This window comes from Natrarchaeobaculum sulfurireducens, from assembly GCF_003430825.1.
Taxonomy (GTDB): Archaea; Halobacteriota; Halobacteria; order Halobacteriales; family Natrialbaceae; genus Natrarchaeobaculum; species Natrarchaeobaculum sulfurireducens.
Window position 1 is genome coordinate 2775611 of record NZ_CP024047.1, and the last position, 13077, is coordinate 2788687.

A 13077-nucleotide genomic window follows, 5' to 3' on the forward strand; every position below is an offset into this window, starting at 1 on the left:
CACACGAAGAGACGACCCCGAGCCGGTGGATACCGGCGTCAGGATACCTGGGTCGTCGGTTGCTGACACTACGGAGGGCTCGAGGCGAGAATGTACATCAAGGCAGTCGTTTTAGACAGGTTCAAGAGCTTTGGCCGGAAGACGAAGATACCGTTTTACCAGGATTTCACGGTCGTTACTGGCCCGAACGGCTCCGGCAAGTCGAACATCATCGACGCTGTGCTCTTCGCACTCGGGCTCGCTCGCACCCGCGGGATTCGGGCCGAGAAGCTGACCGATCTCATCTATAACCCCGGTCACGAAGACGGGTCGAACACCGGTGGCCCGCGCGAGGCCATCGTCGAAGTCATCCTCGATAACAGCGACGAGACGCTCTCTCGAACGCAGGTAGTCAACGCCGCCGGCAGCGACGACGTCGGCGACGTCGAGGAGATCCGCATTCGCCGCCGGGTCAAAGAGACCGAGGACAACTACTACTCCTATTACTATCTGAACGACCGGGCGGTCAACCTCTCGGACATCCAGGACTTACTCGCCCAGGCCGGCGTCACTCCCGAAGGGTACAACGTCGTCATGCAGGGCGACGTCACCGAGATCATCAACATGACGCCGTACGCACGCCGGCAGATCATCGACGAGATCGCCGGCGTCGCCGAGTTCGATGCGAAAAAAGAAGACGCCTTTTCGGAACTCGAGATCGTCGAAGAACGGATCGACGAAGCGACACTCCGCATCGAAGAGAAACGCGACCGACTCGCCCAGCTCGAGGACGAACGGCGAGAAGCGCTTCGCTATCGACGCCTTCGCCACGAGAAAGAAACGTACGAAGGATACAAGAAAGCCAGCGAACTCGAGGAAAAACGCGAGGCCCTCGGAGCCGCCGAGGCGAACGCCGACGACCTGGCCGACGACTTAGAGGACCTCCAGCGTGACCTCGACGAACGCCAGGGCAAGGTCGTCCGCCTGCAAGAGGATCTCGAGGACCTAAACGCCGAGATCGAGCGCAAAGGCGAGGACGAACAACTACGGATCAAAAGCGAGATCGAAGCGCTCAAAGGCGACGTCTCGCGGCTCGAGGACAGAATCGAGGCAAGCGAGAGCCAGATCGAGGCCGCCGAGGCCGACCGCCGCGAGGCGTTCGTCCAGATCGACCGCAAACAGGAACAGATCGCCGACCTCGACGCCGAGATACGCGAGCACAAACTCGAGAAGGCCTCGCTCAAGACCGAGATCGTCGAACGCGAGGCCGAACGCGAACAGCTCGAAGCCGAAATCGAGGCCGTTGACACCGAGTACGACGAACTCAAAGCCGATCTCGCCGACCGAAAAGCCGATCTCGAGGCGGAAAAAACGGAGCGAAACGATCTCCAGCGCGAGCAGGATCGACTGCTCGATGAAGCCCGGCGACGCTCGAACGCGATCACCGAGACCGAAGCGACGATCGAGGAGAACCGCGAGGAACTGCCGGAACTCGAGCGCAAGCGGTCTGACCTCGAGCGCGAACTCGAAAAAGCCGAGAAGAACCGTGAGAACATCGCAAGCGTCGTCGACGATCTGAAAGCCGAGAAGCGGTCGGTTCAGTCGAAACTCGACGACCTCGACGATACGCTCCAGGCGAAACAACAGGAGTACGCCGAACTCGAGGCGAACGCGGGCGAGAGCGGCGACTCCTCGTTCGGCCGGGCGGTGACGACGATCCTCAACTCGGGACTCGAGGGCGTCCACGGCGCGGTCGCCCAGCTCGGGAGCGTCCCGGGTGAGTACGCCGTCGCCTGTGAGACTGCCGCTGGCGGTCGGCTCGCGAACGTGGTCGTCGACGACGACGTCGTCGGCCAGCAATGTATCGAACACCTCAAGTCGCGAAACGCCGGTCGAGCCACGTTTCTCCCGATGACGGAGATGCACCAGCGTCGACTACCCAACGCACCGACCGATCCCGGCGTCGTTGGCTTCGCCTACGATCTCGTCGACTTCGACACACAGTACGCTAGCGTCTTCTCGTACGTCCTCGGTGACACGCTCGTCGTCGAAGACATCGAAACCGCGCGCTCGTACATGGGCGACTACCGGATGGTCACCCTCGACGGCGATCTGGTCGAAAAAAGCGGCGCGATGACTGGCGGTTCCCGGAAGGGGTCGCGCTACTCCTTTACCGGCGGTGGCGAGGGCCAACTCGAGCGCGTTGCGAAACAGATCACCGAACTCCAGGACGAGCGCAACGCCCTGCGAGAGGACCTGCGCGGTGTCGAAGAGCGACTCGACGACGCTCGCGACCGCAAGACCGACGCCGGGGACGAAGTGCGATCGATCGAGACTGAGATCGAGAAGCTCGAGGGCCGGCGTGAGTCCATCGGCGACGAGATCGAGAACCTCGAGAGCGACCTCGAAGAGCTCAGAACGGAACGGGAGTCCGTCGACGAACGGATGAACGAGATTTCGACCGAGATCGAGGCGAAAACCGCCAAGGTCGAGGCGATCGAAGCCGACATCGCCGATCTCGAGTCCGACCTCGCAGACTCGAAGATTCCAGAGCTCACGGCCGAGATCGACGACCTCGACGCCGAGATCGACGACCGCGAGGACAAGATCGACGATCTCGACGCGAAACTGAACGAACTCAGTCTCGAAAAGGAGTACGCAGAAGACGCGATCGAAGCCCTCCACGACGACATCGAGGAAGCACAGAACCGCAAAGCCGAACACGAAGAACGGATCGACGACTGCGAGGCAGCGATCGCCGAGACAGAAGCCGAACTCGAGGCGAAACGCGAGGCTGTCGCGGACCTCGAAGACGAACTCGCCGAACTCAAAGGCGACCGTAGCGACCTCAAGGAGGACCTCGCCGAGGCACGGACGAAACGCGACCAGCAACAGGACCGCGTCAACGCCGTCGAGAGCAAACTCGAGAACGAACGCGAACGCGTCAGCTCCCTCGAGTGGGAGATCGAGAGCCTCGAGGCGGAAGTCGGCGACTACGACCCCGAGGACGTCCCCGACCACGAGACGGTCCTCGAGATGATTGAGTTGCTGACCGCGGACATGGAGGCGATGGAGCCCGTGAACATGCTCGCCATCGACGAGTACGACGACGTGCGCGCGGATCTCGAAGAACTCGAAGCGGGCAAGGCAACGTTAGTCGAAGAAGCAGAGGGCATCCGCGACCGGATCGAACAGTACGAAACGCAGAAGAAAGAGACGTTCATGGAGTCCTACGAGGCCATCTCCGCACACTTCACGGAGATCTTCGAGAAGCTCTCGGAAGGAACCGGCACGCTCCACCTGGAAGACGAAGATGGCCCCTTCGAAGGGGGGTTAACGATGAAAGCGCAGCCGGGGGATAAACCCATCCAGCGGCTGGACGCGATGTCCGGCGGCGAGAAGTCACTGACCGCACTCGCCTTTATTTTCGCCATCCAGCGACACAATCCGGCGCCGTTTTACGCGCTCGATGAGGTCGACGCCTTCCTCGACGCGGTCAACGCCGAACGGATCGGTGAGATGGTCGAGGAACTGGCCGACCGTGCCCAGTTCGTCGTCGTCTCCCATCGCTCGGCGATGCTCGATCGCTCTCAGCGGGCGATCGGCGTCACGATGCAACAGGACAACGTCAGCGCCGTCACCGGAATCGACCTGAGTAGCGAGGAGGTGCCCGCCGATGACTGACCGCAATAAAGGGAGGACGATCGGATGAGTGACGACGACATTCCCCTGAACATCGCCGGTCACGAGGAGAGGGAGCCGCCTGACGGCGGGTCCAACAACTCGAGCGACGAGTCGAACGACGGGACCGTCCTCGAGTTCTCCGAATCCAGCGGCACCGACGACGCGACGGAGGTGACTGCCGACGCAGCGAAAGAGGAGGCCGACGGAACGGACGACGAGGACGTCGAACCCGTCGAACTCCTCGTTCAGCTGGCGAAAGACGGCGAGATCGATCCGTGGGATATCGACGTCGTCCGGGTGACCGATAAGTTCCTCGAGGCGCTCGATGACCGCGACCTGCGGACGTCCGGGCGGGCACTCTTCTATGCGAGCGTCCTCTTGCGGATGAAAAGCGACGAGCTGTTCGCCCCCGACGAACCCGAAACGGAGGAACTCCCGCCGTGGGAAGCGCCGTTCGCCGATGAGGGGCCGATCGACGGTGGCGACGACGCCGGTCACCCACCGGGATTCGACCCCATCGAGAGTCTCGAGGCGGAGATGGATCGTCGACTCGAGCGCAAACAGGCTCGCGGGAAGCCGGAGACGCTCGACGAACTGGTGCGGGAACTCCGGAGTGCCGAGCGTGGGAGCTGGTGGAAGAAATCCCGAAGCTACGATACGAGTGACTCCCCGCGTGGGTACGACCGTGGCGTTCAGGAACTCAGTTACCACGCCGAAGACGAGTTTCGCGTCGACGACGAGCCAACGAGCGACGACGTCACCCACACCACTCACGAAGAGAACATCGAGACCGTCATCGACGATGTCGAGGTCGTCCTCTCCGAACACTACGCTAACGGCCGTGAAGAAGTGCTGTACGCCGAGATCCACGACGTCGGTGGCACGCGTGTGATGACCTACCTCGCGTTGCTCTTTCTGGCACATCGAGGCCAGGTTACACTCGAGCAGGACGAACTGTTCGGCGACCTCTGGGTTCAGCAGGTGACGGTGGACACAGAGCCAGAAGAAGCGATCGCGGACTGATCGGTCGCGGTTTTCACTGACCGATCCCTGCTCAGGGTTGGTAGTGCTCGCGATGGACGACGGTCTCGTCGTCGCCGTCGATGGCGGTGACGACGAGCTGGTCGCCGTCGGGATGGAACGTGATCGTCACCCAGGAGTTCGCCCAGCCGCCGGCGTCCTCGCCGTACACCTCGGAGCTTCCGCCCTCGATCGTCGATTCGACGCGGACAGTATCGGCTTCGATGCCGGGTTCGTCAGTGAACGTGACCTGTGCCCACTCGATGTCGCCGAGGAGGTCGGCCCCATCGTCGGCACCGTCCTGTTCGTACGTCCAGTCGATCTCTTCGACGACGTCCTCGTCCTCGTCGATGATCTCCTCCTCGAAGGCCTCTTCGGGGTCGTCTGGCGTGTCGTCGACCTCGCCCTGCATGAGCACACGCCACTCGCCGTCCTCGGTGGCGAGTGCCCAGAGGCTGATTCCGTCTGCCGGTTCGTCGCCATCGATCTCGACCACCGCGATCTCCTCGTCGCCGACCTCATCCTCGAGGTCGACCTCGGCGAACCAGAACTCGGCGCCCTCGATCTCGAGGACATCGTTGACCGTCCCGTCTTCGACGACGACCTCGAGGTCGTACTCGCCGACGTCCTCGTCGTCGCCACCCTGGAACTCCCAGCCGTCTTCGACCCAGGCGGCTGGATTGAGAGGGTTTAGGCTATGACTGACCTCGTCGATCGTGTCCAGATCGTCCGCCGCGGCGGCCTCGAGGTAGGTATCGACGACCTCGCGTACCTCGGCTGCCGTGGCGCTCTCGTCGCCATCATCGTCGTCGGCAGCGTCGTCGTCGGTAGCCTCGTCGTCGGTAACCTCGTCGGCAGTCGTGTCGGTCTCCGCGTTGTCGTCCGTTTCGGACTCGTCGGTGTCGGCCGTGCCGTCCAGACAGCCGGCAACGGCGACGGAGACCGCTGTCGCGCCGCCGACGAGGAGCCGACGCCGGGCGAGGGCAGGGTTGGAGGTCGATCGTTCGTCGTCACGTGGAGGTGGGGACCGCGTCTCGCGATTCGACATACTCGACAGTTCAACAGGCCGACTAATCAGTGTTAGGAAACAAACCCGATGACACGCCGGTCGAACAGCGGTCGTGAGATCGGTGACAGTGACAGCAGTGGCAAGCTATTCCTCGCTCGAGCGTGGTGAGTCGACAATGACACGACCGGGCCGTCGTCCGAGCCTCGAGCACGGGATCCGTCGGGTGGCGAACGACCTGGGGTTCGCGTTGCTGTGGTGCTGGATTCTGCTGTCGCTGTTTGCCCTGCCGACGCTGTTCGGGTTGCCGTGGCTTGGAGCGGTGCTGTTCGTGATCGGTCTGGTGGTTTGCTGGCAGGCGGTTTCCGCGACCACCGATCCCGTCTACACTGTTGGGACGAAACGGGAGGTGCGGACGGGTCGGGTCGACTCCCCAGGCGTCGAGTGCGATGAGTGTGGCCGGTCGGCGGCGGGCGGCGAGTACCGTCGTTACGAGGAACGTCGCGTGCTGTTCGGCACCACGGTTGCGGTGTCGGAGTCTGGTGAAAACGTCTACTGCGAGCGGTGTGCGATCGATCCCAGTGACGAGTTTTACCACGGGGACGGGATCGAACGCCGTCGACAGTCGGACGCCGACGAGAGACGAGCCCTCGAGTCCGAACGGTCCTGAGCCATCACTCGAGGTACTCGCCGGCGAGCAGGTCGATGCGCTCGCGGGTTTCCTCGGGGATCGCTTCCGCGGGGGTGTTGATCGTGCCCTCGAGCGCCGACCAGGCCTCGCTCTCGAAGTCGTCGGGCATGGTACGGATGGCGTGTTCGACGACAGCGTTGATCGCGTCCTGATTGGCCGCGGCGTTCGCTAAGACTTCCTGGAGGCTGACCTCGCTGTCGTCCTTCCAGACGTCGTAATCGGTGACGCCGGCGATGGTTGCGTAGCTGAGTTCGGCCTCGCGAGCGAGCTTGGCCTCGGGGATGGTGGTCATGCCGACGACGTCCCAGCCCTGTCCGCGGTAGAACTCGCTTTCGGCTTTCGTCGAGAACTGCGGGCCCTCGATGCAGACGTATGTGCCACCCTCCTGGGTCGCCGTGTCGGCGTCGGTCGCGTCCTCGGCCGCGCTCGCGAGGTGAGAGACTAACGCGGGACAGTAGGGTTCGGCGAAGCTCATGTGAACGACCATGCCGTCGCCGAAGAAGGTTGGCTGACGGTGTTTCGTTCGGTCGAAGATCTGGTCTGGAACGACGAGGGTTCGTGGCGGCAGGTCCTCGCGGAGGCTGCCAACGGCGTTCGTCGAGATGACGCGATCGACGCCGACCGATTTCAGCGCGTAGATGTTCGCCCGATAGGAGGCGTCGGTGGGGGTGTGCTGGTGGTCCTCGCCGTGACGGGGAAGGAACGCGACCTCCCGGCCCGCGAGTTCGCCCAGCGTGACGGCCGAACTCGGCTCGCCGTACGGCGTTGAAACGTCTTCCGTGCGAGTGCTCTCGAGTGGCAGTGCCTCGTAGATACCGCTGCCGCCGATGACACCGATGGTCATACGACCATCCACGGGAGGCGACGACGTAAACGGTCTGATCGGTGACGACGAACCTGACGAGCCCCTGCCAGCGGCAGGTCGCCGACCACGAACCGCTGAGCAACGATATCACACATCACGAGTCGTAAAGTGTGCCAGGGAACACAGTACGCCTATGGCTTCGGGCGAGGAGTCCGTCGACGGGGACCTCACGGAGGGGTCGCTCGTTCGGCCGATGTTCATGCTGGCCTGGCCGCTCGTGGTGATCCAGCTGTTGCAAGTCGCCTACAACGTCGGCGACACGTTCTGGCTGGGGGCGCTCTCGCCGGAGGCGGTCGGGGCCGTGAGCCTCGCCTTTCCGCTGTTGTTCTTGTTGATCGCGGTCGGCAGCGGCTTCACCACCGCCGGCGCGATTCTGGTCGCCCAGCACACGGGCGCCGAAAGCGGCAAGAGTGGGCTGATCGCCGGCCAGACGCTCTCGTTCATCTCGATCGTCGCCGTCATACTCGGGATCGTCGGCTACGTCGCGACCGACCCGATGCTCGCAGCGTTACCGGCCGACCCCGATACGCAGGCGACGATTATCCCGCTGGCAGGCGATTACCTGCGCGTGTTCTTCCTCGGGCTCCCGTTCGTCTTCGGGTTCTACGTCTTCGTCGCGCTCATGCGTGGCTACGGGAGCACCCGTATGCCAATGCGAGTGATGGTCGTAAGCGTCGTCATCAACCTCGCGATCGACCCGCTGCTCATCTTCGGCGTCGGCCCGCTCCCACGGCTCGAGGTCGCTGGCGCGGCCGTCGCGACCGTCATCTCCCGTGGCGTCGCGACGGGCATCGGCTTTTACCTGCTGTACTACACCGACGTCGGGCCGACGATCGAACCGGACCATCTCCGGCCGCGACTCGAGTTCGTCTCCGAGATCACCCGACTGGGGGTGCCGACGGCGATCGAACAGTCGATGACGGCGCTCGCACTGGTTGCGATGACGGCGATAGTCGTCACCTTCCCGCCGGCGGTCGTCGCCGCCTACGGGCTGGGCAACCGGCTCATCTCGCTTGTGTTCTTACCGGCGTTAGGGATGGGACAGTCGATGGACGCCATCGTCGGTCAGAACCTCGGGGCCGGAAAGTCGGAGCGGGCAGCGACAGCTACCTGGATCGGCGCGGGCGTCATCGGGGCGATCATGGCCGTTGCTGGAGCCGTTGCCTTCTTGTTTCCGGAGCCGTTCGTCGCGGTGTTTCTCACGGCGGAGGCAGCCGGACGAGCGGAGACGATCAACTACGGCACGACGTACCTCCAGTTCGCCGCGGTCGCGTTCGTCTTCATGGGCGTCATGCAGGTCGTCCTGGGCGCGTTCCGGGGGGCCGGAAACACGAAGACCGCCCTCGCGTTCTCGGTGCTCGGCCTGTGGATCGTCCGCGTCCCCGTCACCTACTATCTGATCTTCGTCGCCGACTGGGGCACCACCGGCATCTGGACCGGCGTCGTCGTCGGCGACATCATCGGCGCGGTCGCCGCCGTCGCGTGGTTCACTCGCGGCACCTGGACGGAAGCGATCGTCGACGACGAATCGGACGAGCACGCCGACTCGAGCGAGAGCGAAGTCGTTGCCGAGTGAGAGTGACACCGTCGCCGGATGAGTCGAGTCGGCGAGCGGATCGGTCGGTAGCGACCTCGATTGGGGCGCGGGCCAGCTACTGTTATTGGGCTCGGCCGCACACGAACTCCCTGTGAGCGAACCAGGGGCGGACACGTCGCAGTGTGCCGTCTGCGGAGCGATAGTCACCGACGCGGCGGCCGACCAGCCGACGGAAACGGCGGCGTTGGACGCTGACGCGTTCTGCTCGAGCGGTTGTCGTGACGTGGCACGGACGCTCTCGGGGCCCAGCGGGCACGCGCTGGCAGACCACGACATCGCGAACGAGTCGCTAGCCGGGCCGATGGCGTCCGACGACGAGAGCCTGGTCCGGACTCACCTTCGCGTCGACGGGACGTACTCGGCGACCTGCGAGGCCTATCTCGAGACCCTCGCCGAATCGCTCGAGGGCGTCGCCGACGCCTCGGCGAGCTACGTCACGGAATCGATCCGGGTCGATCACGACCCTGACCGTCTCTCACCGACCGAAGTGTGCGACGCGTTGAGCACGCTCGGCTACACCGCGTATCTCCGCGAGGACGCCGCTGCCGAAGACGGCGAGACTGGTGGCACCCGTCGCTCCCGCGAGATGACCGGCATGCGAAAGCGGCGGGCGGACGACGTCCTCGAGCTCCGGTACATCGTGGGGATCGTCTTCGGGAGCTTCCTGCTCGTCCCCTACGTTGCAGTCTTTTACCCCGTCTACCTCTCGGCGTTTTCCGACTGGGGCGTGTTGGTCCACTACGGCGACGCCTTCTCGGAGTTCGAGGGCGTGCTCTATCTTCCCGTCTTCCTGGTCCTGACGGGGGCCGTCCTCTACCTGGCCGGACTGCCGCTGTTACGCGGCGCGTACGTCAGCCTGAAACTGCGCCGGCCGAACACCCACCTGCTCGCGGCGTTTACGATCGTCGCTGCCTACGCATACGGCACCCTCGCGGTCGCCAACGGACAGATCGACGTCTACTACGACGTGACCATCGTCGTCGCTGCGCTAGTCATGGCCGCCGTCTTCTACGAGTCGACGGTCAAACGCCGTGCAACCGACCGGCTCACCGACCTGACGATCTCGCAGGTCGACGACGCGCGTGTTCTCGAGGGCGACGGCTCGACGACGACGATTCCCGTAGCCGACCTCGAGTCGGGCGATCGCGTCCTCGTCAGAGCGGGCGAGCGTGTGCCGGTCGATGGGACCCTCGAGGGCGGTCGATGTACGATGGACGAAGCCGTCGTCACGGGCGAGTCGCTTCCCGTCTCGAAAGCGCCGGGCGACGACGTGATCGGCGGCTCGGTCGTGACCGGCGACGCCGCGGTCGTCGCCGTCGGGGAGGAGACGACCAGCAGTATCGACCGGCTCACCGAGACGGTCTGGGACGTCCAGAGTGCCGACCACGGCGTCGGTCGACGGGCTGACGCGCTCGCGGCGAAACTCACGCCGTTCGTCCTCGCGAGCGGGACCGTCGTCGGCTTCGCACTGCTCGGCCTCGGCCACGGCGTGGCGACGGCCGCGATGGGCGTCTTGCTCACGGTCGTCGTCGTGAGTCCGTGGGCGCTCGCGTTCGCCCCGCCGCTGTCGGTCGCCGAATCCGTAACCGAGGCGCTCGAGGAAGGCATCGTCGTCTTCGACGAGAGCGTCTTCGAACGCCTGCGAGCGGTCGACGCCGTCGTCTTCGACAAAACGGGGACGCTCACGACTGGAGCGATGGCCGTCCGCGAAGCCGACGTCGACGACGACCTTCTCGCGGCCGCCGCCGCACTTGAGACCCGTGCGAGCCACCCCGCCGCGGCGGCGATCGCGGCGACAGTCGACGATCCCCCCGGCACGGTCGAGGAGTTTCACACCACTGCAACCGGCGTTTCAGGAGTCGTCGACGGCGAGGACGTGCTCGTCGGCCACCCCGTCCTGTTCGACGAGCGTGGCTGGGACCTCGAGTCCGGGCTCGAAGCCCGCGTCGCCGACGTCCGCGAGCGTGGTCTGTTGCCGGTTGTCGTCGGCCGAAACGGCCGTGCCGAAGGGATCGTCGTGGTCGGGGACGAACCGCGGGCGAACTGGGAAAAGACCGTCTCGAGGCTCGACGAAAGCGGTGTCGACGTCGTAGTCCTGACCGGCGACGACGCATCGGCCGCCACGAGATTCGGCGATCATCCCGGTGTCTCTCACGTGCTGGCGGGCGTCTCGCCGGGCGGCAAGACGGCAGCCGTACGGCGGTTACGGACGACCGGAACCGTCGCGATGGTCGGCGACGGGACGAACGACGCGCCCGCGCTCGCCGCCGCCGATCTGGGGATCTCACTGGGCAGCGGCACGGCGCTCGCCTCGGACGCTGCCGACCTGGCGATCGCCGACGACGACCTCGCCGGCGTCGAGCGGGCGTTCCGGCTGGCCAACGCCGCGGGCAACAGAGTCAGACAGAACGTCGGGCTCGCACTCGGCTACAACGCCATCGCGATCCCCGTCGCGCTCGCTGGCGTGATGACGCCGCTGTTCGCAACCGGTGCGATTGCCCTGACCGCGGTCCTCGTCGGGGCGAACGCCTCCCGACCGTTGCTCGAGACCGCGACCGACCGCTGACCCGGGTCCGTCCGTCGGTACCGCCCCGACCGCGATCGAGACGGCGAGCGTTCGGGGATCTATTCAACAGTCCACACGTGGTATCGACGAAACACAGCGAGTGAGCCCCATCTCGAGGCGCTCAGTGCTCACACAGCCGCCACTCACCGGGGCCGCTGGACTCGATCACGTCCCGTCGTTCCATCTCTGTCAGGACTTCTGATACGCGGTTCGGCTGGGCAATCTCCATTTCGATGCGTTTGATGTCGTGGTACTCGGCGAGGGACTGGCGGATCTCTTCTCGCGTGAAGGTCTCCTGGTCGGCACGGGCCATCACGCCCGAGATGAGGTCGACCATGTCCTCGATGAAGTTCCAGGGGTAGACGACCCAGGTCCAGTCCTCGAGGCCTTCGCCGACGTAGTCGGGTTCGAACTCGCTGGTCTGGAGGAGCTGCAACGTCGCGGTCCGGACCTCGCCGGCATCGCGGTCGTCGACGTACTCGTAGGCGCGCCTGATCGAGCCGCCCGTGTCGGCGATGTCGTCGATGATGAGGACGTCCTTGCCCTCGACGCTGCCTTCCGGCATCGGATACCGGACCGTTGGCTCGCCGGTCTTCTGTGCGGTGCCGACGTAGTGTTCCATCTTCAGGCTCGTCAGGTCGTCGAGTCCCAGAAAATCACAGAGACATCGGCCCGCAAACCAGCCACCGCGGGCCAGCGCGACGATGACGTCGGGTTCGAACTCGTCGCGACGCACGTCGTCGCTGACGTCCCGACAGAGGCTGTATATGTACTCCCAGTTCGTTATCGTACAGTCGAAATCGTCCGGTAGGTCGGACATCTGGTGGCCACCTGTCGGAACGTGGGTGGCGACCATCATAAGTGGGCTGAAACCGACTCGAGGGGTCGACCCACGACCGCAGGTCGAACGGCCGACCGTACTGGCAGCCGACGTTCTCCGCGGGAGCGAAAGCGAGTTAGCCCGGTCGGTCGAACACAGGACACAGAACAGATGGCACTAACGGCGGAGTTCAGACTCTTTATCGAACAGCATCCGCTGATCACTATCGCGCAGGCGGTCCCGGAGTGTACGATAACCGTCGAACACGAAGATCAGGCTGATGCTGGCCCCATCGTGTTCGTCCTCCGCGTCGTGTGTGGATCGTTCGAGGCCTTCGAGACGGCGCTCGACGCCGAACCGGCGGTGACGGAGCATACGCTCATCAGTGACGACGGTTCGGTACGGGTCTATCATACGGTCATCGAGGATCTGTACCCCGAAGGGATCGACGAACTCGTGTTCAACAAGACGGTCGTCGAGCGGTGGTGGATCACGAGCGACGGCGAACACCTCAAACAGCAGTTCGCCACCCGTGAGGAACTCCTCGCCTACCGCGATAGCTGTCGAAAGCTGGGCATCGACTTTCAACTCCGGCGTCTGTACGAGTCGAATGGCGACGACTACCGGATCCCCGGCGTATCGGAGAAACAACACGAAGCACTTCGTGTCGCGTACGAGGAAGGATACTTCGACGTTCCGAGGCGGGCCTCGCTCAGAGAGGTCGCGGACGTACTCGAGATCTCGCGTTCGGCACTCGCCGAGCGGTTACATCGGGGTCAGTCTCACGTTTTCGAACACTATTTCTCCGACAGGCCTTATTAAACCCAGGACAATGTGGGGCTGTAGTGA

General features: G+C 64.3%; 9 protein-coding genes. 6 read left to right on the forward strand and 3 right to left on the reverse strand.

What is annotated here, in order from left to right:
• Window positions 1–90: 90 nt before the first annotated feature.
• Both smc and AArc1_RS14720 read left to right on the forward strand, forming a co-directional pair.
• Entirely contained in the window at window positions 91–3663 is a 3573-nt protein-coding gene (gene smc, locus AArc1_RS14715; RefSeq protein WP_117365077.1) for a chromosome segregation protein SMC, read from the forward strand.
• A gap of 24 nt (window positions 3664–3687) precedes the next feature.
• Window positions 3688–4686 carry a segregation and condensation protein A gene (locus tag AArc1_RS14720; protein ID WP_117365078.1) on the forward strand — a complete coding sequence of 333 codons (999 nt, stop codon included), beginning with the start codon at window positions 3688–3690 and terminating at the stop codon, window positions 4684–4686.
• 31 nt (window positions 4687–4717) lie between these two features.
• Here the strand turns inward: AArc1_RS14720 and AArc1_RS14725 are convergent, their stop codons facing one another.
• Window positions 4718–5731, reverse strand: a complete 1014-nt coding sequence (locus tag AArc1_RS14725; RefSeq protein WP_117365079.1) for a hypothetical protein — start codon at window positions 5729–5731, stop codon at window positions 4718–4720.
• A 136-nt stretch (window positions 5732–5867) separates the two neighbouring features.
• Here AArc1_RS14725 and AArc1_RS14730 point away from each other — a divergent pair, with 136 nt between their 5' ends.
• Window positions 5868–6359 carry a hypothetical protein gene (locus AArc1_RS14730; RefSeq protein WP_133412219.1) on the forward strand — a complete coding sequence of 164 codons (492 nt, stop codon included), beginning with the start codon at window positions 5868–5870 and terminating at the stop codon, window positions 6357–6359.
• 4 nt (window positions 6360–6363) lie between these two features.
• Here the strand turns inward: AArc1_RS14730 and mtnP are convergent, their stop codons facing one another.
• Complete coding sequence (gene mtnP, locus AArc1_RS14735; protein WP_117365081.1) at window positions 6364–7224, reverse strand: S-methyl-5'-thioadenosine phosphorylase; 861 nt, start codon at window positions 7222–7224, stop codon at window positions 6364–6366.
• Window positions 7225–7378: 154 nt separating this feature from the next.
• Here mtnP and AArc1_RS14740 point away from each other — a divergent pair, with 154 nt between their 5' ends.
• Window positions 7379–8821: an MATE family efflux transporter gene (locus AArc1_RS14740; protein ID WP_117365082.1), complete on the forward strand. Its 1443-nt coding sequence runs from the start codon at window positions 7379–7381 to the stop codon at window positions 8819–8821.
• Window positions 8822–8933: 112 nt separating this feature from the next.
• Entirely contained in the window at window positions 8934–11408 is a 2475-nt protein-coding gene (locus AArc1_RS14745; RefSeq protein ID WP_117365083.1) for a heavy metal translocating P-type ATPase, read from the forward strand.
• A 121-nt stretch (window positions 11409–11529) separates the two neighbouring features.
• On the opposite strand, the gene AArc1_RS14750 is transcribed toward AArc1_RS14745, so the two are convergent.
• A complete protein-coding gene (locus AArc1_RS14750; RefSeq protein ID WP_117365919.1) occupies window positions 11530–12228 on the reverse strand; it encodes a phosphoribosyltransferase in 699 nt (232 codons plus the stop codon).
• Window positions 12229–12399: 171 nt separating this feature from the next.
• Here AArc1_RS14750 and AArc1_RS14755 point away from each other — a divergent pair, with 171 nt between their 5' ends.
• On the forward strand, window positions 12400–13050 hold the full coding sequence (locus tag AArc1_RS14755) for a helix-turn-helix domain-containing protein (RefSeq protein ID WP_117365084.1): 651 nt from the start codon (window positions 12400–12402) through the stop codon (window positions 13048–13050).
• Window positions 13051–13077 lie beyond the last annotated feature (27 nt).

Coding starts and splice junctions, on each gene's coding strand:
- smc (WP_117365077.1), top strand. CDS start 91: ATGTACATCAAGGCAGTCGTTTTAGACAGGTTCAAGAGCTTTGGCCGG.
- AArc1_RS14720 (WP_117365078.1), top strand. CDS start 3,688: ATGAGTGACGACGACATTCCCCTGAACATCGCCGGTCACGAGGAGAGG.
- AArc1_RS14725 (WP_117365079.1), bottom strand. CDS start 5,731: ATGTCGAATCGCGAGACGCGGTCCCCACCTCCACGTGACGACGAACGA.
- AArc1_RS14730 (WP_133412219.1), top strand. CDS start 5,868: ATGACACGACCGGGCCGTCGTCCGAGCCTCGAGCACGGGATCCGTCGG.
- mtnP (WP_117365081.1), bottom strand. CDS start 7,224: ATGACCATCGGTGTCATCGGCGGCAGCGGTATCTACGAGGCACTGCCA.
- AArc1_RS14740 (WP_117365082.1), top strand. CDS start 7,379: ATGGCTTCGGGCGAGGAGTCCGTCGACGGGGACCTCACGGAGGGGTCG.
- AArc1_RS14750 (WP_117365919.1), bottom strand. CDS start 12,228: ATGTCCGACCTACCGGACGATTTCGACTGTACGATAACGAACTGGGAG.
- AArc1_RS14755 (WP_117365084.1), top strand. CDS start 12,400: ATGGCACTAACGGCGGAGTTCAGACTCTTTATCGAACAGCATCCGCTG.